At 43.7% G+C, this 22100-nt stretch carries 21 protein-coding genes; 16 read left to right on the top strand and 5 right to left on the bottom strand.

Annotated elements, in window-relative coordinates:
• Positions 1-95 precede the first annotated feature (95 nt).
• Positions 96-2357, top strand: a complete 2262-nt coding sequence (locus MKY35_RS16680) for a helix-turn-helix domain-containing protein (protein ID WP_342444283.1) — start codon at positions 96-98, stop codon at positions 2355-2357.
• Here MKY35_RS16680 and MKY35_RS16675 read toward each other — a convergent pair.
• Positions 2354-3253 carry a carbohydrate ABC transporter permease gene (locus MKY35_RS16675; protein WP_013311057.1) on the bottom strand — a complete coding sequence of 300 codons (900 nt, stop codon included), beginning with the start codon at positions 3251-3253 and terminating at the stop codon, positions 2354-2356. The genes MKY35_RS16680 and MKY35_RS16675 overlap by 4 nt on opposite strands.
• A 268-nt stretch (positions 3254-3521) precedes the next feature.
• Here MKY35_RS16675 and MKY35_RS16670 point away from each other — a divergent pair, with 268 nt between their 5' ends.
• The 7 genes from MKY35_RS16670 (at position 3522) to MKY35_RS16640 (ending at position 11691) form a co-directional block, all read left to right on the top strand.
• The gene (locus MKY35_RS16670; RefSeq protein ID WP_023989418.1) at positions 3522-4481 is read left to right on the top strand and encodes a sugar ABC transporter permease; all 960 of its coding nucleotides are present in this window, start codon (positions 3522-3524) and stop codon (positions 4479-4481) included.
• Between the two features lie 21 nt (positions 4482-4502).
• Positions 4503-5126, top strand: a complete 624-nt coding sequence (locus tag MKY35_RS16665; RefSeq protein ID WP_342444282.1) for a DUF624 domain-containing protein — start codon at positions 4503-4505, stop codon at positions 5124-5126.
• Positions 5127-5154: 28 nt separating this feature from the next.
• Positions 5155-6675, top strand: coding sequence for an extracellular solute-binding protein (locus MKY35_RS16660; protein WP_029517726.1), 1521 nt, complete (start codon positions 5155-5157; stop codon positions 6673-6675).
• Between the two features lie 170 nt (positions 6676-6845).
• Positions 6846-8207: a glycoside hydrolase family 28 protein gene (locus tag MKY35_RS16655; protein ID WP_342444281.1), complete on the top strand. Its 1362-nt coding sequence runs from the start codon at positions 6846-6848 to the stop codon at positions 8205-8207.
• A gap of 23 nt (positions 8208-8230) precedes the next feature.
• Positions 8231-9115 (top strand): prolyl oligopeptidase family serine peptidase, encoded by an 885-nt coding sequence (locus MKY35_RS16650; RefSeq protein WP_029517724.1) that lies wholly within the window; start codon positions 8231-8233, stop codon positions 9113-9115.
• Between the two features lie 25 nt (positions 9116-9140).
• Positions 9141-10097, top strand: a complete 957-nt coding sequence (locus MKY35_RS16645; protein WP_342444280.1) for a pectinesterase family protein — start codon at positions 9141-9143, stop codon at positions 10095-10097.
• A 16-nt stretch (positions 10098-10113) separates the two neighbouring features.
• The gene (locus MKY35_RS16640; protein WP_342444279.1) at positions 10114-11691 is read left to right on the top strand and encodes a glycoside hydrolase family 43 protein; all 1578 of its coding nucleotides are present in this window, start codon (positions 10114-10116) and stop codon (positions 11689-11691) included.
• 60 nt (positions 11692-11751) lie between these two features.
• Here MKY35_RS16640 and MKY35_RS16635 read toward each other — a convergent pair whose 3' ends face one another.
• Positions 11752-12639, bottom strand: a complete 888-nt coding sequence (locus MKY35_RS16635; RefSeq protein ID WP_342444278.1) for a LysR family transcriptional regulator — start codon at positions 12637-12639, stop codon at positions 11752-11754.
• Positions 12640-12757: 118 nt separating this feature from the next.
• On the opposite strand from MKY35_RS16635, the gene MKY35_RS16630 reads away from it, so the two are divergent.
• Both MKY35_RS16630 and MKY35_RS16625 read left to right on the top strand, forming a co-directional pair.
• A complete protein-coding gene (locus tag MKY35_RS16630) occupies positions 12758-13783 on the top strand; it encodes a putative sulfate exporter family transporter (RefSeq protein WP_342444277.1) in 1026 nt (341 codons plus the stop codon).
• 239 nt (positions 13784-14022) lie between these two features.
• The gene (locus MKY35_RS16625; protein WP_342444276.1) at positions 14023-15567 is read left to right on the top strand and encodes a GH25 family lysozyme; all 1545 of its coding nucleotides are present in this window, start codon (positions 14023-14025) and stop codon (positions 15565-15567) included.
• Between the two features lie 71 nt (positions 15568-15638).
• On the opposite strand, the gene MKY35_RS16620 is transcribed toward MKY35_RS16625, so the two are convergent.
• The gene (locus MKY35_RS16620) at positions 15639-15905 is read right to left on the bottom strand and encodes a DUF2642 domain-containing protein (protein ID WP_025719729.1); all 267 of its coding nucleotides are present in this window, start codon (positions 15903-15905) and stop codon (positions 15639-15641) included.
• A gap of 168 nt (positions 15906-16073) precedes the next feature.
• On the opposite strand from MKY35_RS16620, the gene MKY35_RS16615 reads away from it, so the two are divergent.
• Complete coding sequence (locus MKY35_RS16615; protein WP_013371969.1) at positions 16074-16202, top strand: hypothetical protein; 129 nt, start codon at positions 16074-16076, stop codon at positions 16200-16202.
• Positions 16203-16391: 189 nt separating this feature from the next.
• On the opposite strand, the gene MKY35_RS16610 is transcribed toward MKY35_RS16615, so the two are convergent.
• Both MKY35_RS16610 and MKY35_RS16605 read right to left on the bottom strand, forming a co-directional pair.
• Positions 16392-16622, bottom strand: coding sequence for a hypothetical protein (locus tag MKY35_RS16610; protein WP_029517718.1), 231 nt, complete (start codon positions 16620-16622; stop codon positions 16392-16394).
• A 112-nt stretch (positions 16623-16734) separates the two neighbouring features.
• The gene (locus tag MKY35_RS16605) at positions 16735-17400 is read right to left on the bottom strand and encodes a cupin domain-containing protein (RefSeq protein WP_342444275.1); all 666 of its coding nucleotides are present in this window, start codon (positions 17398-17400) and stop codon (positions 16735-16737) included.
• A 457-nt stretch (positions 17401-17857) separates the two neighbouring features.
• Here MKY35_RS16605 and MKY35_RS16600 point away from each other — a divergent pair, with 457 nt between their 5' ends.
• The 5 genes from MKY35_RS16600 to MKY35_RS16580 all read left to right on the top strand — a co-directional run bounded on the left by MKY35_RS16600 (position 17858) and on the right by MKY35_RS16580 (position 22049).
• Positions 17858-18511 carry a cell wall hydrolase gene (locus MKY35_RS16600; protein WP_342444274.1) on the top strand — a complete coding sequence of 218 codons (654 nt, stop codon included), beginning with the start codon at positions 17858-17860 and terminating at the stop codon, positions 18509-18511.
• A 182-nt stretch (positions 18512-18693) separates the two neighbouring features.
• Entirely contained in the window at positions 18694-19044 is a 351-nt protein-coding gene (locus MKY35_RS16595) for a hypothetical protein (protein ID WP_029517714.1), read from the top strand.
• 31 nt (positions 19045-19075) lie between these two features.
• Positions 19076-20062 (top strand): ketoacyl-ACP synthase III, encoded by a 987-nt coding sequence (locus MKY35_RS16590; protein ID WP_342444273.1) that lies wholly within the window; start codon positions 19076-19078, stop codon positions 20060-20062.
• A gap of 201 nt (positions 20063-20263) precedes the next feature.
• On the top strand, positions 20264-20812 hold the full coding sequence (locus MKY35_RS16585; protein WP_029517712.1) for a GNAT family protein: 549 nt from the start codon (positions 20264-20266) through the stop codon (positions 20810-20812).
• Between the two features lie 133 nt (positions 20813-20945).
• Positions 20946-22049 carry a glycerol dehydrogenase gene (locus MKY35_RS16580; protein ID WP_029517711.1) on the top strand — a complete coding sequence of 368 codons (1104 nt, stop codon included), beginning with the start codon at positions 20946-20948 and terminating at the stop codon, positions 22047-22049.
• The last annotated feature ends 51 nt before the right edge of the window (positions 22050-22100 follow it).

Below are 22100 nucleotides of genomic sequence, written 5' to 3'. Positions count from 1 at the left end.
GTAAAAAATAATGCACACGTGAAAAAAATGATTTAAACCTTGTTATGAAAGCGCTATAATTTTGATGTGATGCAAAGAGCCAGAGGGGGAGCGCAATGAAAAAAGGAAGAATGTTCTACACCATTTTTATTACGATTCTGGTTTTAGGAATAGGATTTGTGGCCAGTTTTGGCAGCTACATCTATTTTACAACAATTAGCTCCGTTGTGGAGAGGGTTTCCAATACCAAGCAAAGCTATATGGCACAGATCAGGAATAGCCTGGAGCAGAAAATTCAAACGATTGAATATGCTTTTAATACGTATAGCACGACCAGTTCCTTTAATGATGTTGTGAAAAATCCCATTACAGAAAAAGATTTTATAGCGTATCGGAATGTGAATACTCAGCTCAATTATATTGCTACGATGGGATTAGAGGGAACGGAATATTCACTCATCAGTCTGGATCAGAATTGGAGAATCTCCAATGGAAGCCTGTCTTATTTAACGAAATCAGAAAAGGAGAAGCTGGTTAATACCTATATCGACCACCAAGAGAAGGGACTATTCTGGGTTAAAACAGATAAAGGAATCCGTTTTGTGAATACCTTGCCTGTATTCTCTAAGAAGAAGCAAGCCATTGCTCTGTCGGATATTTCGCTACAAACGTTAAATCATACGATTCAAACCGAGGATCATATGGCTGTTTTTATTTTGAATAAGCAAGGCGATTTAATGTATGAAACCCAGCCTGCTGAACAATTATTGTCCACCCAGCAGCTTCAGCACATTTCAGAAGCTACAGTGAAGCCGAACAACACAGGTATGTTAACTTTGGAGAAAACGGATCAGCAGCCTGCACGACAAGTCATTTATGCCAAATCTGCCTATAATAATTGGACTTACTTAACGGTATTAGATAAAAAAGAAATTGCAGATGCCTTTCAAACGACCAAATTTGGGATCATCATGATGGGACTTGTATTAACGCTCTTAATGGTGGTAGTGGCGTACTTCATTGCCGTTTACTTTACAAAGCCATTTCAGCAAATAAAACGAAGCTTGCCTAAAAATCCTAATTTCGCTTTCAAAAATGAACCTTCTAAAAATGAAATTGAATGGATTATTAATTCCATTGACAATATTGTTACCGAGAAGGAAAGCTTGGAAAGTCTCATTCAGTCCGAAATGCCACAGTTGGAAACGCAATTGATTCTCAACCTGTTTCGCAAACGTATTTCTGCAGAGGAATTGGCACGAAAAATGCCACGCTTGGGTTATCCGCAGATCGAGAATCAAATGTATATTACCTTGTTAGTCCAACTGGATAATCTGGGAGATCGAGAGCCCTCGGATAAAGATGTTTTGCTGCTGGCTATTAACAAAATCGTAGAAGAAACGATTCCAGAACAGCAGCGAATGCTCCCCATCATTTTGAACGATAACACTCAGGCCACCATATTAATTTTGACAGGGTTGAGCGAACAGGAAATGAGAAAGCAAGTCCTGGATGATGCGACCCTTTTGGTTCGAAACGTAAAAGAGTATTTGAATGTATCCATCAGCATCGGCATTAGTACGGCGTATGATAACTTATTAGAAAGTAAAGAAGCCTGTGAGATGAGCAAGCAAGCTTTGCATCACCGTTTAAATTTAGGCAAAGAGTCGATTATTTTTTATGAAGATATTTCCATGGTCATTTCAGGTCCGGTGCTGCTTCATTATCCTACGGAATTGGAATCAAAACTATTTGATGCCATCCGAATAGGGGACGAAGAGCAGGTATATCATACCGTGCACTCATTATTGGAGGAAATGATGATAAAAAACAATCATTCCATGAACTTTGAGGTGCTGTTGGTACGGTTTGTGAATAACCTCATCCAATTAGAGCAACTATTAGGGATTGAAGTGCTGCTGACGCAAGACAATCATGCCTTGTATCATCGTTTGCTGGACATCCGTAACCCGGAAGAGATAGAACGTATGCTGATAGAGCAAGTTATTTTCCCCATGGTAAAAAGCATGAAGGAGAAGACCAACCAGCAATTCCGCTGTCTCTCGGAGAAAATTGCTGCTATTATCCGTGCTGAATATGACCAGGAATTATCATTAGAACTCATTGGAGACCGACTTCATTACAATCCGAATTATTTAAGCAGTATTTTCAAAAAAGAATACGGAACGACGTTTAGTGAATATCTGATGGGCTACCGGCTGCAAATGAGTAAGAAGTGGCTCGTTGAGACAGATATGACGATTAAAGAAATCGCCGAGCGACTGCAATATCATAATTCGCAAAACTTTATCCGCTCTTTTCGGAAAAAGGAACAGGTTACACCCGGAGCTTACCGAAAGATGAAGCAAGCCAATTAACCTTTAACCGCTCCTAACAAAGCTCCTTTGACAAAGTGCTTTTGCACAAATGGATACACGATTAACATCGGAACGGTCGCAATGACAATGACCGCCATCTTAATCGTCTGTGCAGGCGGAATGACATCTACAGCAGTTCCTTCTGCCTGCATACCACTGGAAACGATTACAATTTGACGTAGCAAGACTTGAATCGGCCATTTGGCAGAATCATTGATATAGAGAATGGCGTGCATATACGTATTCCAGTAGGCAACAGCGTAGAATAGAGAGATGGTGGCAATAGAAGGCAGGGCTAATGGCAACATAATTTTAAAGAAGATACCAAAATCGTTGCACCCGTCCATCTTGGCTGATTCCTCCAGATCATCTGGCAGCGCCTGAAAGAAGTTACGCATGATAATCAGGTTAAACGCATTAATGGCCACAGGAAGAATCAAGGACCAATACGAATTGATAAGCCCCATGCTTTTTACAACCAGGAATGTTGGAATCATCCCCCCACTAAACAACATAGAAAACACGACAATGAAGTTAATCGTATTGCGGCCGAGTAGATATCTTCGGGATAATCCATAAGCCATAAAAGCAGTAAATATCATACTTACAACTGTACCGACGATCGTTACGCCGACCGAAACCCCGAGACCTCTAAAAATGGTGGGAGTCGACAGAATATAGCGGTAGGCATCCAAGGAAAAAGTAACTGGGAATAAAATGAACTTCTTGGCTATCACTTCTTCGGTTGAGGCAAAAGAGCTGGCGATGATATTCAAAAAAGGTAAGAGACAAGTGAGGGCAATGAGAATCAATAGTGTACTGTTTACAATGTTGAAGATACGGCTGCCCAGCGATTCTTTTTTTCGTAATTTTTGTTTTCGTAATGGCTGTGTCAATGTGGTTGACCTCCTCGTAATCGTTTACATGGCAACCTTATCAAGAGGAAAGAATTCCGTATATAATCAAATCTTGAGGTGTTCCCTAAGCCTGGAAAAAAGCGAATGATCATTAGGTTGTGTAGTAATCATTAGCTAAGGTGAAAGGTTGAAAAGTAGGCTGCACACCCAATTTTGTAAACGCTATCATTTGGTGATTATATGCGGAATGCTGAAAATCGCATACTCTTGAAAACGTATACAGGAACGTTTGAAGGAGGTCGAACTAATGAAAGTTTCAAGTGTCCCCGCACCAAACATGAAAATGAAAAAGAACAAAAGAACGACGGAAAGCCTTTTACGAATGCAGAAACACAAGCTGCTCTATTTAATGGTTTTACCCGGACTGGTGTACTTCATTATTTTTAAGTACTTTCCTATGGGGGGCTTGGTGATTGCGTTTCAGGATTATCAAGCTTTTCAGGGAATCACGGGTAGTCCATGGGTAGGAATGAAGCATTTTATTCGTTTGTTTACCGAGCCTACGTTTTTTATGCTACTTCGTAATACGCTGGTTTTGTTTGCACTGAACATTGTAATCTTTTTTCCATTGCCCATCATTTTGGCGCTTATGCTGAACGAGGTCAGGAAGATGTTCTTTAAGAACATTATCCAAACCATTATCTACATCCCGCACTTTATGTCATGGGTTATCATTGTTTCGATTTCTTATGTATTCCTAACCGTAGACGGTGGGGTACTGAATGAAATGATTGCCGCGCTAGGTGGTGAGAAGATCAGCTTCTTAACTTCTCCGCAATGGCTGCGAACAGTCTACATCGGGCAAGTGATTTGGAAGGAACTTGGCTGGTCTACCATCATTTATCTATCTGCGATTACAGTGGTAGATACGCAATTGTATGAGGCAGCAGAGATGGACGGAGCTGGACGCCTGAGAAAGACATGGCACGTTACCTTGCCTGCGATCCGCCCAGTCATTATTACATTGTTAATTTTGAAGATCGGTAGCACGTTGGATTTGGGCTTTGAGCATATGTATCTGCTATTGAACTCCTTAAACCGCGAGGTTGCCGAAATCTTTGACACCTACATTTATACTGCGGGCTTAAAGAATGGACAATTAAGTTTTAGTACGACGGTAGGACTTTTTAAAGGTGTGGTAGGTTTAATCCTGATTATGGGCTCCAATCGACTGGCCAAGAAATTTGGTGAAGACGGCGTTTACTAATGACGACGGGAAGGATGCAAAATGGTACGGTTTGTAGAAAACATGAACAAATGGTGCATGCGCCTGCTGCGCCTGGTCTACCTTAATTTGCTTTGGACGGTTGCGACGATTCTGGGCTTGGGTTTTATAGGCGTTGGGCCTGCAACCGTTGCTATGCTTAGTATTTTAAGACAGTGGATTCGGGGCAATGAGGAAGTCGCCATTTTCCCGACGTTTGTACGTTACTTTAGAGAAAGCTTTAAAGAAGCAGCCATCATTGGGGGGCTTTACAGCCTTGTGGGCTATGTGCTCTACGTGGATATCGTCAACGTCTCGTCCTGGTATGTTCGTGTGGTGACGCTTATTGGAGCCTTTTTGTATCTCATCTCTTTGGCCTATATTTTCCCGCTGCTGGCTCACTATGATTGGAAAGGCATCAGACTGAAGGTCAAGATGTCAATCGTGATTGGATTTTCGTATTTACAATACACGCTTGTTCTTTTTGTAGCCATTGTCGTGCTATTTGCATTGATTCTAGGCTTGTACCCAGGAATTCTAACTTTTGCCGGAGCAAGTATTATGGGCTATCTCGTGATGTGGATGACGCATCAGGTATTCAGCAAAATAGAGCGAGAGGTTCTGGTGAAAGAGGAAGATATGGCATAAATATACAAACAGAAAAGGAGCAAACACGATGAAAAAGGGAATCACGACGAAAAAGGGAGTATCAGGCCTTCTTGCTGTACTTATGGTCATGAGTGTTTTTTTAGCAGCTTGTGGTGATAAGGGGGGAGAGGATCAAAGCGGCCAAACCTATGATCCGAAATCCAAACTGGAATTTACCTGGTTAAACGTACTGCATACAGCTTCTCCGCCTACAGAAACGATCAAAAGCAAAATTGAAGAATACACCAATTCTAAAATCACGTTCAACTGGGTGCCGGATGCTTCCAAAGAAGAGAGAATTACCACCGCACTGGCTTCTGGTGAATTGGCTGATATGGTGACGCTGACGATGATGACTAACTCTTCAGTGCGTAGTTCATTGAAATCAGGACTATTCTGGGATGTAGGAAAGTATTTGGATGATTATGAAAACTTGAAGAAGATCCCGCCTGAAGTGCGAGAAGCCGCATCCATTGAAGGGGTACTGTATGGCGTTCCGTTCCAGAAGAATCTGGCTCGGGCAGGTCTGGTCATTCGTCAGGATTGGCTGGATCGCTTAGGATTGAAGGTGCCGACGACACTGGATGAGTTGTATGAAGTTGCGAGAGCGTTTACAGAAGATGATCCGGATGGGAATGGAAAAAAGGATACGACTGGATTTGTTGACAGATCGGATCTACGCTACAGCAGCTTCAAAACTTTAAGTTCCTACTTTGGCACACCTAATGGCTGGAAAGTAGATGAAAGCGGAAAGTTTACGCCGGAATTTGATACTCCCCAATATTTGGAGACCTTAAAGTATTCGAATAAGTTATACAAAAACGGATATCTCTCTAAAGACTTTGCTGTAACCGCTAAAACGGACCAGCAGCAACAATTTGCACAAGGTAAAGCAGGTATTTATACAGGCATGATCGATATCTCTAATCTCAGAACCTTGTCCCAAGGCCTGCAAAAGGGGCTGAAGCTGGTACCAGTTAACAAGATTTCAAATGGAGATGGCAAATACCACGTATGGTCTGAGGGAAGCGGGGTAGGAGGTTTGCTGGCATTTCCGAAATCAGAAGTTAAGACTGAAGCTGAGTTGAAGAGACTGCTGCAATTTGTAGATGATTTAATTGACAAAGATGTATATATGTATATGACCGGTGGTATTGAAGGCACTCATTATAAAATCGAAAAAGATGGAGCCTTCAAAATTACGAATACAGATTTGTGGCAAGCAGATGTTCAGCCGTTTTCAAGCTCCAGACCAAGTGAAGTGACTTATAACTTAAAAGATGCCAATCCAGAAAAGGAACTGGCTAATGAATTAGTCCGAGAAAATAATGAATTTGCTGTTCTGGACCCGACCGTGCCACTGGATTCAGTCACCGCTAATGAGCAAGGAACAGAGCTGGAGAAAATCATTACCGACGCCTCCTTCAAATTTATTATGGGTGAGCTTGACGAAGCCGGATTTAAAGCAGCCGTAGAAAACTGGAAAAACTCTGGTGGATCACGGATTACCGCTGAGTATGAGGAAGCGTATAAGAAAACGAAAAAATAAAGATATAGGTTGAACATGAGTGTACATGAATTGCCACTACGCAGGCGGATGGTGCTTACCATCGCTGACACTTGTCCAGCACCATTCCGCCTATTCCGTTTTCCAGTGTATTTTCAAGCCCAGTCTATAAATCATTTTCGTATTCACAAAAAAAGACAGGAGAGAACGAAATGCAATTGTATAACATTGTAGATTATGGAGCAGTTCAGGATGGCACAACGTTGGCTACGGGAGCGATTGCGGCTGCCATTGAAGCGGCCAGCAATGCTGGAGGAGGAACCGTTGTTGTTCCGTCTGGGACGTATCTGACAGGTGCTATCTTTCTGAAAAATAACATTGAACTACATGTAAGTCCTGGAGCAATTCTGTCCTTCAGTACGGATCTGGCTGATTACCCTGTAGTAGAATCCAGATGGGAAGGCGTTCAGCGGGAAGTGCATGCGTCATGCATTTATGGACAGAATCTTGAGAATATTTCAGTTACAGGTAGCGGAACGCTGGATGGAAATGGTCAGCCGTGGTGGGAAAAGCACCGGAATCATCCAGAGGAGTTACAGTATCCGAGACCCAAATTAATCAGCTTTGACCGTTGTCAGCGGGTTACCATTAAAGATGTTATGTTAAAAAATTCCCCCAGTTGGACTGTGAACCCCATCGCTTGCTATAACGTTACGATTGATAATTTGTCCATTCTTAACCCGGCGGACTCCCCCAATACGGATGGCATTAATCCTGAATCCTGTTCCAATGTTCGTATTAGCAACTGCAATATAGATGTGGGCGATGATTGTATTGCGATCAAAGCAGGAACCGAAGATACACAAGAGCGAATTCCATGTGAAAATATTACGATTACCAACTGTACGATGGTGCATGGACATGGCGCAGTCGTACTGGGAAGCGAAATGAGTGGTGATATTCGTAATGTTACGATCAGCAATTGCGTGTTCAAGCAAACAGATCGGGGCATACGTCTGAAATCCAGACGAGGACGTGGCGGAACCATCGAGGATATTCGCGTCAGCAACATTGTGATGGAAGATGTCATTTGTCCATTTATTCTAAATCTGTATTATTTCTGCGGCCCTCGGGGCAAAGACAAATATGTGTGGGACAAAAATCCCTATCCGATTACTGATGAAACCCCATGCTTTAGACGAATCCATTTTTCCGATATTACAGCACGACAGGTTCATGCGGCTGCTGGATTCTTATACGGACTAGCAGAACAATATATTGCTGAAATTACATTCTCCAATATTGATATTTCTATGGCTAAAAATGCAATTCCCGGTCGTCCGGCCATGATGACAGGGATCGAAGATATGAACAACCGTGGTTTTTATCTAGGTAACGTGAGGGATATTCGTTTTCAACAGGTGACGATTGAGAATCATCAAGGTCCTGCCTTTTATATTGAGAATGGGGAAGACGTTGAAATCAATCGTTGCCATTCGAAGAATACAGCTCAGCCCGAAAAGCTGATAGAACAAGTAACGATACAACCTTCTGAACAAAATAGGATGAATTAGGAGGACATGAAAGGAGGTACAACGTGGATAAATTACAAGCATTGTTGGGAGACCTTCCGGCAGATCGCCCTATAACGGCAACTCTGTTGAATGAAGAAGAGCGTGAGGGGTACCGACTGGAGTGTCTCCTGCTGGACTTGAACGGGATCGAATCTGTACCCGCTTATGTAGCTACACCCTTGCAAGGGAACGGTCCGTTTCCAATGGTCGTTTTTAACCATTCGCATGGGGGCAACTATACGAATGGACGTAAGGAACTGCTCCATAGCAGCTCTTACTTGCAGCAGCCCTCGTTTGCTACAACCCTGACAGACATGGGGTACTGCGTATGCTGCATTGACATGTGGGGCTTCAATGAACGTGGGGGCAAAACCGAAAGCGAGCTGGTAAAGGAAATGCTCTGGCAGGGCCAAGTGCTGTGGGGCATGATGCTGTATGATAACCGTCGTTTGGTGGATTATATGTGCCAGCGTGAAGACATTGATGCTTCCCGTATCGCAACAATCGGTATGTCGATGGGCGGACTCATGGCATGGTGGATGGCTGCGTTAGATGAACGGATACAGGTTACGGTTGATATTTGTGGACAGGTAGATGCCCATACGCTAATCGCTAAACGGGGATTGGACCATCATGGCTTTTATTCCTATGTCCCCGGCTTGCTGAAGCATTTTACCACCCTTGATATTCAAAAGCGGATCGTACCTCGTCCACGGATGAGTATAACAGGTCAAAATGACCGGATGTGTCCTATTGAAGGAGTCGAGCATTTGGCAAAAGGGTTGCTGGAAGCTTACCAGCAGGCAGGTCACCCAGAGCATTGGCAGCCTGTGATTGCAGGCGGTGGACATATGGAGACGCTGCAAATGCGCACGGCGTGGCAGACATTTTTAGCCAAGCACCTGTAAATCAAATGAAAGGATCGGGGTAACCATGCTAGTTGGAAAAGAATCCTTTTGTGATTTCCATACGATTCAGGAGGCAATTGCAGTATTGGAGCAGTCGGCTTCCAACGAAATGGAAACGCTAACTATTTTATCAGGTATTTATGAGGAAGAGGTGCGAATTTACCGTTCGTATCTTCATATTATAGGCATCGGGCAGGTAGAGATTCGAATGAATCGGTATGCCAAGGAGCGGAATGAAGCGGGTGAGGAAATAGGGACCTTTGCGACACCCACTTTATTTTTAGGCGGTAGCCATCTGATCTTGGAAAATCTCACGATTTCCAACACGGCAGGACAGGGAGAAGCCATTGGGCAGGCCGTTGCGGTATACGCTCATTGCGATGAAACGGTCTTTAGAAACTGTACCTTTAAAGGGCACCAGGATACTTTATTTACAGGCCCTCTACCTCCTGCACCGAAAGAACGACTCCAGTTTGGTGGAATCCATTTGAAGGAGCACCATAGACACTATCGGCAGCTCTATCAGCATTGTTATATAGAGGGTACGGTGGACTTTATTTTTGGTGGGGCTACCGCGTATTTTGAAGATTGCGAAATTCGCAGTTTACGCCATCATAAGAACCGAACGAGCTACGTCACAGCCGCCTCTACGCCGCAAGGACAAGCGTATGGCTATGTATTCAACCAATGCTACCTAACTGCAGAGCCTGATATTACCCCGGTTTTTTTGGGGCGTCCGTGGCGGGAATATGCCAAGACCGTATTTGTCGATTGTAAAATGGGCGATCATATTGACCCACGTGGCTGGGACAATTGGAACAATGTTGCGAACGAGAAAACCGTCTGTTATCAGGAATATAACGGACCCAATGAAGTTGCTGCGTTACGTAAGCGGCGTGTTCCGTGGGCGGATTGTTTTGAAGCGGAAACAGAAGCATGGAGTAAGGAACAGGTTTTTGCTGAAGTCACATTTTGGAAGTAAGGAGAAGTGAGGTTTCATGATGATCCAAAATCCCATATTAAAAGGCTTTAATCCCGATCCGTGTATTACACGAGCCCTAGATACTTACTATATTGTGGTGTCATCGTTTGAGTGGCTGCCTGGAGTACGGGTGTACCAGTCCAAAGATTTGGCCCATTGGGAGCACTGCACAGATATTTTGACCGATCAGGTTGACTTAAGAGGTAATCCTAAAAATTGCAGCATTTGGGCACCGCAGCTTAGCTATGCGGATGACCTTTTTTATCTGCTCTATACGGATGTGAAAAGCACCAAACGTCCGTTCAAGGATGTTCATAATTTTGTGATGATGGCGCCTACGATCCAAGGACCGTGGTCGGACCCCGTTTATCTTAATAGTAGCGGATTTGATCCGTCTTTATTTCATGATGAGGACGGACGCAAATGGCTGTTGAACGCATTGTGGGATTACCGCATGTTGGAAAGCAATAAATCTTCCGGCATCGTCATGCAGGAGTATGACAGCAAGCAACAACAGCTCATTGGGGAGCCTGTTAAAATCTTTGATTGTACTCCTTTGAAGAAAACAGAAGCGCCTCACATCTACAAGCAAAACGGTTATTACTATCTTGTTACAGCGGAAGGCGGAACGGGTACGGGGCATGCCGTTACCGTAGCACGCTCGAAGCAAATAACCGGACCATATGAAGTAGACCCGCACAACCCGATGCTTACATCACGTGATCGACAGGATTTCCCGTTACAATGTGCAGGACATGGCAGTCTTGTACAAACACCGGACGGCGAATGGTACATGGCTCATTTATGCACACGTCCGGTAGAGGGGAAATATGCCATTTTAGGACGGGAAACAGCCTTGCAGCAAGTGTACTGGAATGATGAAGGCTGGCTGCGATTAACCGCGGGGGGCCATACGCCTCAATTGGAGGTGCCTGCACCTCAAGGGACAATTTCGGTTAACCAAGAGCAAAAGAGTAATATTTTCGAGGATTTTTTCGAGGGAAGCATATTAGATAAAACGTGGAACACATTGCGTATCCTAGCGAACGAGAGCTGGTGTTCATTAAGTCAGCGCCCGGGCTACCTTCGAATCCATGCTGGGGAATCCATACAAAGTCTGTTCCAGCATCACGTGCTTGCCATTCGGCAAACAGATCATCATTTCCGGGTAGAAACAGCACTGGAGTACCAGCCAACAAGCTATTTGCAGATGGCGGGGCTACTACTGTACCTTAATGAAGAAGATTATTTGTACGCCTATATTAGCTATGAGGAAGGACAAGGGAAGGTACTGCGCTTGATGCGATGTGAAGCCAATACATTTACTTTAGTTCCCCAAGCGATTACGCTTCAGGACGATCTTCCTATACATTTAGCTGTGGAAGTCCATGCATCCCACGGGCAATTTTATTATGGAGTCGGAGATAGACCTGCCTGGAAGCGACTTTTTGAAATGCAGGATATCAGCTTTTTATCCGGTGGTTTTACAGGAAATTTTGTAGGTATTGCTGCTCATGATATGCAACAGTTCCAAGGAAGCTACGCTGATTTTTCTCATTTCTTATATCATGGTATGGATCATCTTTCCTCATAAAAAATATTATAATGATTAATGTTGAAAGCACCTTTATGGGTGCTTTTTTGTTTATGCACGTTATCTTTTCACATTATAACTTCGCAAAATCTCCAAAAAAGCGGTGCATGCTTTCGTCTCAAATACCGCAGAAGGGGTCAGAAAAGAAAATTTCCGAATGAACGGGAGATTGAGAATATCCAATACTTCTAATGTTCCCAAAGCAAGTTCCTTCTGAATGACCCATTGGGACAGCAAAGAAATCCCCAAGCCTGCTTCTACAGACTCTTTGATGATCTGTGTACTGCCAAAATTCATCATATGAGAAGGATAAAATCGAAGCTGTGCAAACATCTTTTCAGCCGCCTCCCGTGTTCCAGAGCCTTCTTCCCGCAGAATCCAGATGTCCTCATGCAGCTCATTTATATTCACTTGAGATTTACCAGCCAAACGATGATTTTGCGGAACAACGATATACATTCGATCATCAGCAAATGATTCAATGTGTAGATGGTCATGCTGAAATTCTCCTTCGATAATCCCCACATCCAGTTGATTATGGATCACGAGCTTTTCAATTTCCAATGTATTGCCGATGGTAATGGAGGGCTGAATGAGTGGATACTGGATTCTCATTTGCGCAATCACATGCGGCAGCACATATTCGCCATACGTGTAGCTTGCACCAATAGATAGGTTACCCTTTGCCGTATGCATTAGCTCATCCACCAAGTACTGCATACGTGTATGGAGTCGGATAATCTCCTGGGCATGATGATACACAATTTCACCTGCTTTGGTTAAGCGCACATATTTATTACTACGCTCCAGGAGACGGGTTCCTACGCTACGTTCCAGCATTTGAATATACTGACTTACCGCAGGTTGGGTCATGTGTAATACCTCGGCAGCTCGTGTGAAGTTTTGTTTCTCCGCGACCCTAACAAATACGATTAAAGATTGGTCCAAAGCCCATTCCTCCAAATTTATTATATCTATTTACTTATTATCATAATTATAATGATTTATTTTTCTTATGACAAAAAACATATTAAGCTGGATGTATGTAGAATTGGAGGGGTTCACCATGAATAGTCATACACAACATACCAAATTATTTTCGAACAGAGGGCGATTATTCCAGCGTATATTTGGCATTATCCTCACGATGTTATTTGCTTTGGCAGGCTACGGTCTGAACGAATTGCCAGGCTTTCATTATGTAGGTCCATTGGCTTGTGCCATGTTTCTCGCTATTCTGTACCGACAGTTGTGGGGATACCCTGAAGCTGTGCGCTCGGGGGTTGAGTTTTCAGCAAAGAAAATACTACGTGGAGCGATTGTGCTATTTGGGCTGAAGCTGAATATGGATGTTGTCATTCATCATGGACTGGGTTTACTTTTGCGTGATGTGGGCACCGTTGTATTTTCCATCTTTTTTACGGTTTGGCTGGCAAAACGTTTCAAGGCAGATGCTTCGCTTTCGCTTCTTCTTGGTATTGGAACAGGAGTTTGCGGTGCAGCAGCGATTGCAGCGGTTTCTCCCTTGTTAAAATCCAAAGATGAGGATACAGCCATAGGAGTAGGACTCATTGCCTTGGTTGGTACGATATTTGCCATTTTGTTTACCGTGCTTCGACCCTGGCTTCCTTTGACGGATATGCAATTTGGGATCTGGTCGGGCGTCAGTTTACATGAAATTGCACATGTCGCCTTAGCTGCAGCGCCTGCCGGACAGGATGCTCTTGCAATGGGCTTATTAGCCAAACTGGGGCGTGTTTTCTTACTCATACCGCTCAGCTTTGTTTTAATGTATTGGATGAAACGAACCGGGAAAATTCGTACAGACGCTAAAGTGGAGTTTCCCTGGTTCCTCATCGGCTTTATGGCTACAAGTGTTGTGGGTAGCTATGTTTTTGGGAAATATATTGTAGTTCCATCTAGTCTGACAAACGGAATTTCTCAAGTTACCACCTTTATGTTAACGATGGCTATGGTAGGCATGGGGCTGAATGTGAGCTTTAAGGCTTTGCGGGAGAAAGCAATGCTTCCCCTACTGGTTTTGTCTGTTACCTCGATCATTCTTATAGGTTTAACATTTTTAACGGTTTGAACATGAAGTTTTCGTTTATGATAAGATTGCTAGTAAACCAGATTAATAAAACTGGAAAAAGCTCTGCTTGCTGTATAGCTGGTAGAGTTTTTTAGTACTTTTGTATGATAAGACTGAAATATGTACTGAATCAATCGTAACTTTTTACATATGATTCGCGTCTATCAAAATGGAGGTCCTGAGAATCATAGAGTGCAAGGATTTCATAAGCGAAAATATAGAGAATGGTAGGGTACATAATGAAGAAAATTTGTTTATTTGCTTTTTTGTTTCTGTTTCTACTAGCATTTCCAAGAGAGAGTCACGCTGCCTCTTCGAGTTCACATCTTCAGTTAGACGGTAAAGATATAAGTGTTGGCAAAGGTGTTCAGATTCAAGAAGTAAAGGGGAATATACTGGTTCCACTCCGTCTCATTGTAGAGGAATTGGGTTATAGCGTGAATTGGGAGTCCAAGACAGGGACCATAACTATACATAAGCAAAATCTTAACCTCAGTCTTCAGGTCAACAATCCCATGGCCTCTGTTAATGATCATCAAATGGGATTGGCTGTAGCGCCTTTGCTTAGAGAGGGGACGACTTATGTTCCGCTTCGCTTTGTATCCGAACAGACAGGGGTTGATGTGGTCTGGAACAATGAGCTTAAAACCGTGTTCCTGACGACTCTGCCTACTTCAAGCGGGAATAGCGAGTCCACTCATGATCATTCTGCTACTCCAGCTGTAAGTAATCCTAAAGAGAGTGCGCGCACGGCTATAAACCAAATTAGCTTCGCTAATCACCAATTGACTATAGCTGTTAATGGAAAAGTAACCCCCAAAGTAACTACGTTGACTCATGCAGACCGTATTGTTGTAGACATACCGGATACAAAGTTTGCTGAGGAATTTCTAGCATCGCAATCATTTGACAATAGTGGACAAGGAAGTTTTCCAGTCACAGAAGATCCAGATGTTTCCCAAGTAAGATATTCCATGTTTAGTACAACTCCCGCATCGGTACGTATTGTGGTTGATCTTAATAACAGCACACCTTTTCATATACTCAATGCAGATGATGGTAAGGTTGTTATAGCATTGGATCAGGAAACGGAGGAGCCATCAACTACCGAGAACGTTATACCTACCATACCTGTTGCACCTGTGATTTCTTCCGATGGACACGCGCAAGGAATTGACGTCTCACACTATAATGGCAATATTGATTGGCAGCAAGTGGCAGCGGCAGGTAAAACATTTGCTTTTATTAAAGCTACAGAGGGCACAAAATATCAAGATAATCAATTTTTGATAAATGTACAGGGTGCCAGAGAGGCTAACATCTTGGTTGGCGCTTACCACTTTTTGAACGCAACTACCGCGGATGGAGCTCGTCAGGAAGCTGCTAACTTTGCTAGGGCTCTAGATTCAGCAGGAGGCAGGCTGGATCTGCCCCCTGTGATGGACTATGAAAATAACCCCAAAGGTCTTACTCCTGCACAAATTAATGAAGTGGCTCATGCCTTTTTGGATGAAATGGAGAGGCTTACCGGACGTCAGCCGATCGTATACACGGGTAATGTCTTTGCTTCCAAGTTTGATCCTACATTTTCTATGTATAAACTGTGGGTAGCCCGATACAGCACTACGCAAAAGCCGACCGCGGTTCCAGCTTGGAATAACTGGTGGGCTTGGCAGTACAGTAGCACAGGCAGTGTTCCGGGGATTCGAGGCCAAGTGGATTTGGATGAATACAACGGAACGATAGATGAACTCCGGGCTTCACTTGGAGGAGAGCTCGATTAGCATAATCATATCATGATCAATCCTCGCGAATCCGGAACAGGATCTGCGAGGATTTTTAATGTCTGATTTGTTTAGTTGGGCATGATCCATACGATTTCGCTGATTCGAACAAAGAATTTTTTCCCATATACATCTAAAATGACATGGTCGGGCTTACAATCAACTACGCATCCATCAATTCTGCCACGTGTTGTCTCAAGTACAACGTACTTGCCGATCACCGATTTTAATGTTTCTACGACGTATGGATCTACAGGGTGCACCACGACGTGGTGAGAGGTAGGATGGTGAGGAAAAGGTTGATTAACGTTGTAATTGAGCATTTGATTTGAATTCAATTGCTTCACTCCTTCAAGATTAGTTGTGTTATCCTATGCTCCTGCCTAGGAAAGGTGTAGGCTAATGCCCATCAGCGAAAACATTCATAACATTGCCAAAAAGCCCGGTCCATAGGAAAGCTCAATACATAAGCTATGTTGTACCTTGAATTGAAGGAGGCAATGACCATGAGTGAATGTGAAAGAGGTTGTGGCGGCGGTTCAGTAGGAGGCTACCCAGGAGTTTGGACATCGACAGGAGCTATTCTGGTACTGTTCATTCTGCTCGTTATCATTACGAAGTCTTTATGGGTTTAATTTAAAATGAGTAGCTTAACCCCCCATCGGTATATAACTGATGGGGGGTTAAGTGTTTTAGAGGATGGAACATATGATAAAACACCTCAAATAACAGCGTACAAGCCCTACACAAATGGTGCCGGGCGGGACAGCTGTCATTTGAGGTACATTGGCATCTATAGACAGGAACGGACAATGGGTCAGGGATTAAATTAACGCAATCGCCAGCAGGGTAAACAGGCTCAATGTTAAGATTTGATTCCCATACCCGTAGCCAGGGTAAAAGGCAGACGTTTGTACACGTCCGTTCCGTTCTGTTTTTAAGTACACATTATTACGATCCACATCCATAATGGTTCCTTCGTACTGTTTTCCGTCCATGGTGAGAATACGCACCTTTTTATTCATGCAGTTCAAACAGTTGTAGTAAGCGTCCATTCCATCACCCCCTCTTATACATTGGCATTTTATGAGAGGGACGGTCTTATGGTAACGGCGAACATACAGGGAAAAGGTATTCCCTCGAACTTAAGACCTGACTAGAGTTAGCCTATTCTTGATAGGGATTAAAAGAGAAGCCAGGATATCCGTTAGTATAGGCGTAATCTCTTTGGGGGACGGCTTGATAGTGTGGTGAAGCATCAGCAAGCCTCACATGTATCCCAGGTTTTCGGGGGGGCTGCTGCTTGCAGTCATTGGGAGGACCGATGATGACAGGCTTTTTAATAGGGACGAGCGCTTCCTGAACCTTATTCTCATCCAGGCAGTAAGTATGAGCCATAATGTTATTTGGCGTTAGGCGCAAAATGTCAGATCCCAGTATAAATTCAGGGGTCGGGGCATCAAAAATCGTCAACAAATGAGTGTTATCCATCGTGGCGACCAGATAATGCCACCATCCTTGAGGGACGTTAGCCACTTGGCCAGGTGTGATCGGAAAATGTCGTAACTCGCGGGTAAAGGGGTTAATCAGTGACACGGTTACGGCTCCAGAGATGCAGTAGACCAGTTCTGTGGCATTTTGATGATAGTGAGGCTCCACAACATTAGCAGTGCTGAGGCGAATATCCAGCAGCGATACATTTGCCAATGTATTCAGCTGCTGGATCGACAGCTCGTTGATCGAATTTTGAGCATCCTTCTGAAACAAAACATTGTCTCTTAAATCATAGGTGAATTGTACAGTAGGAGAGGTGTAATCCATATATGAATTCACGCGTCGTTTCCAGCCTTTCTGTTATTCGAAATTTGAGGATCGTACGCTATCCTATGCATACGCCCATATATGTGTGCGCGGAAATGTGATTTGAATTCATAGAAATCAGGCTTCGGTCCCGGGTAAGTTAAAGCGAAAAATAGCGAAAAAAGTCACGTATTCAAGTGTGTCCAGAACATGCTCCATTGCTTTTAATACACGTCATTCCTTTAGGGATGGCGTTTTATTTGCTTGGGTAGTCTTAGGACCAGAGCCGGATGATACGTAAATGCGGCTTGTGGTATACTGCAACGGACGTGTGAAAGCATGATTGTCCCATTCCGTATGTAGCCACGCGTCATTTCTGCAGCTAGGCATAAGTTATGTCATAAGAAACATCATCGGATAAACGTCCCTGAGTTGTACAGGCCGGAATGGTTGCACCGGACAGAACATGAAAGAGGAGGTTGTCTGGAATATGAAAAAATTATCTATTTTAATCCTGTCCTGCGCATGTATGTTAGGTACTGTATTGTCAGTCGCACCAGGACAAGCACAAGCACAATCGTCAGCTTTGAAGAAAGGGGTTCAAAGCGAACGGGTGCTGGAGCTTCAACAGCAGCTTCATTCGCTCGGTTATTTCAAAGCCGGGTTTACTGGGTACTATGGTTCTCTGACCAGTAAAGCGGTGACTCGTTTTCAACGCGATAACGGTCTGACACCTGATGGAGTAGCCGGAGCGGCTACACAAGCCAAGCTGAAATCCTTCGGTAGGGTGCGCGTAACCGCGCTGGATCAACTGGCTCGTATCATTTATTCTGAGGCGCGCGGAGAATCGTTTGAAGGTCAAGTGGCTGTCGGTGCTGTCGTATTAAACCGTGTTCAGTCCGGCGAGTTTCCAAGCTCGATCCCGGATGTTATTTTGCAGCCTGGCCAATTCACCGCTGTACAGGATGGACAATACCGTCTGAAACCCAACAAGACTGCGTACCGTGCAGCCAGACAGGCACTTAATGGTGCTGATCCGACCAATGGGTCCTTGTTTTATTACAACCCGACCATTGCCACAGCCAAATGGAGTAAAAGTCGCCCGGCTGTTATCTCACTCGGTCGCCATACGTTTACGAATTAATTTTACATGAGAATACGCAAATTCTAGCCGTCAGTTGCTTCTTTAGGAGCAGTGACGGTTTTTTATATTCGCAAATTTGTAATATTTTAGTGGTGATTTATCTGATTTAATATTAAAAATTCTACCTATTATTCCGATACTCTTAATAGACAAAAAAATGAAATTAAAGGAGTCTTTCTAAAATGAGTCAACATCCTTACACTATCGAAGTAGATCAAGCCATGAAAACGGTACATATGGCGGTGAATGGAGTGTTTAGCCAGGAGGAGTATGATAGCTTTGTAAAAGATTATGTAGCCAAAACCTCATCCATTCAGGCGTCCAGCTTTACACTCAAGGTAGATTGTACCCAGATGGCACTTTTGGGTCCGGGAGAAGTGGAAAAATTGAAGGGCTCATTTGTACGTTATAAAGAAACCGGATTTGCCAAAGTAATCTTTGGTATCAGCCTTCAACAAACCATTATTAAAATGCAGCTTGGTCGAGTAGCACGCGAAGCAGGATTAAACAACGTAGATATTGTTGTACAATAATGCGCTGACGTATGTGTAAGGGGGAAGCCTGATGAGCCATATCAAAATAAAAGCACTGGGTGTGTACCATCCGTCCCATTCGTTGGATAACGAATACTATGTTCGCCATTTTGACGAGCGGGGCAAGGATATTCGACGCTTCATGGAGCATATGGGCAGAAGACAGCGTTATATCATTGATGACCCGAACGAAAACGGTTTAACCATGGGAATTGCGGCTGCACAAAAAGCTCTGGAACAGGCTGGTATGACAGGCCGTGACGTGGATATGATCGTGTTCTCCACTCAAGTTCCTGAGTCACTGTTTCCGATGAATGCCTTGTTTGTTCACCATGCGATTGGGGCCAGACATGATGTGGCCGTGATGGATTCCAACGCGAATTGTGCAGGGATGACAGTCGCTGTCGATCAAGCCAGTCGGTCGATGTTATCTAATCCTGACGTGCGGACAGCGCTTATTATCGGTTCGGATTATAATTCACTCATTTCCGGTCCGGAGGATGAGATTACTTATGCGAACTATGGAGATGCTGCATGTGCGGTTATTTTGGAGCGTACAGAAGAAGACACCGGATTTATAGATTCTATGTATTTTACGGACCCAGTCAATATAGATAAAATTTTGTACCCGGCTCAGGGGTTAGCGGCAACACTCCAAAGGAATGCCCCCGGAAAATATATTCAGTGGCTTCCGTTCGATGCTAATATGGCCTTGCCTCCTACATTTGATCTGCTTGAACGCATTTTAAAAAAGAATGGGCTGTCGCCTCAGGATGTACGGGCTTATTGTCTGTCTCAGTTCTCGTTGGCAAATGTATTAAAGATTCAGGATCACTTGGAGCTAGAGGATGCCCAAATGATTTATGTGGGTGATCGATATGGTTACACAGGAACCAGTAGCCCGTTCATTGCTCTATATGAAGGTATTGAATCGGGTCGTATCCGGCGCGGTGATTATGTGCTGTTCTGGACGATTGGAGCTGGGTATCAGCTGGTTGCTATGTTGTTTAAATATTAGTTATGCGAAGACCTTGCAGCTGCAAGGTCTTTTTGTGTATCACACAATGACAATTGTAATGATTTGGTTGTGTTATGTTTGATTATTTTGTAAAATTTAAACATTGAATTCATAAGGGAGAGCTTATATTGCGGACATCGGATAGCATGACAATTATGACAGAAAACATAGCACAGATTTCATAATAGGAGCTGAAGGGTCATTAAGATCGAAAATTTATTTTATGGAGAACGAATAAAGCTGGCCGCAGTCAGGGAAGAAGATGCCGAAGTGATGTTCAAATGGGGTGAGGATGCGAAGTATCTGCGAAATGTAGATACGGATTTAGCGCTTCCTTACACGTTGAAACAGATGGAGTCAGAAGGATCTCCCAGATCTAACGAGGTCTATTTTCGATTAAGAACATTGGCAGATGATGTCTTGATCGGATTTGTTGCTATCCACGGGATTGAGTGGAATAATCGCAGCGGACAACTGGCAATAGGTATAGGTAATACGGAGTACCGTGGCAAGGGCTTTGGGGCAGAAGCTGTAGGTCTCATTCTTCGTTATGCGTTTTATGAGCTCAATTTAAATCGGGTCGGCTTGGATGTGATTGAGTACAATACACAAGCGATCCGAACTTATGAGAAGGCGGGGTTCCAGCTTGAGGGTAGAGTTCGTTCCGCTGTTCTTCGTGATGGCAACAGTTATGATCGTATCATGATGGGTATCCTGTATTCTGAATGGAGCTCGACTGTTCAAGTATAATAGATACACAATTTGTTCATAAAATATTCCATAATAAGCCTTTTAATAATGTGAAAAGAGGTTTATAGTTAAGGGGTCACATGCCCAAATGGTTATTAATTTGAGTATGAGTCAAAGCTGAGGAGGAATTTACATGGCAAACGTTGTAAGGTCCATCACTTCACCCAAGAAATTTATTTCTGGACAAAATCTGCTCTCGTCGTTAAATGACTATATTAAGGATTATGGCGATAAAGCCTTTGTTATTTGCGATGAGTTCATACTTGAAAGGGCCCAAAAGGAGGCAGGCGCTTCAATTGAAGCAGCTGGTAACCAAGTGGTCTTCGAGAAATTCCAATATGAATGTACAAAAGAAGAGATTGATCGTAACCGCGAATTGGTGCGTAAACATGGTTCGAACATCATCATAGGCATTGGCGGGGGAAAAACATTGGATACCGCTAAGGCAACGGCTTATTATGAAAAGCTGCCTGTTGTTATTTTCCCAACGATTGCTTCTACAGATGCTCCTTGTACCGCGCTTGCGGTTATATACAAAAAAGATGGCTCTTTTGATGAATATCTGTTCCTGCCTACTAATCCAGACGTTGTACTGGCGGATACAGGCATTCTGGCAGCAGCGCCTGCACGTTTCTTTGCAGCTGGAATCGGTGATGCACTGGCCACTTATTTTGAAGCTCGTGCTTGCTATCAGGCCAACGGGGATAACCTGGTTCTGAACAAGCCTTCCACTACAGGGCTGGGACTTGCTCGTCTTTGTTATGATACGTTGCTGGAAAATGCTGTGAAGGCCAAACGTGCTGTGGATCGTAAAGTATATACTCGTGCGGTGGAGGATACGATTGAAGCTACCATTTATCTGAGCGGTGTTGGTGCAGAATCAGGTGGATTGGCAGCAGCACACGCCATTCATAATGGTATGACGGCTGTTCCTTCGCTTCATAAAGCACAGCATGGTGAGAAAGTCACATTCGGTTTGTTAACCCAGCTAGTGCTGGAAAATGCACCGAAAGAAGAACTGGAAACCGTGATTAAACTGGTTAAGGATGTAGGCCTTCCATTGACACTTCGTGACTTGGGTGTAGAGGAATTTGTTGAGGCTGAATGGCGCCAAGTGGCTGAAGCTGCTTGCGCATCGAATGATACAATGGTCAACATGCCGTTCCCGGTTAGTCCTGCTGACGTGTACAATGCAATCATTGCAGCGAATGCAATAGCAGAATCCTATCAAGAATAGTTTCTTCCTAAATCACGAAAATGGGTTTGCAAAAACGGGTCTGTCACATCA

It is taken from the genome of Paenibacillus sp. FSL L8-0638 (assembly GCF_038593075.1).
In the GTDB taxonomy this organism is placed as follows: domain Bacteria; phylum Bacillota; class Bacilli; order Paenibacillales; family Paenibacillaceae; genus Paenibacillus; species Paenibacillus polymyxa_D.
The sequence above is the reverse complement of the archived record's forward strand: the minus strand, read 5'-3'. Positions and strand labels throughout refer to the sequence as shown.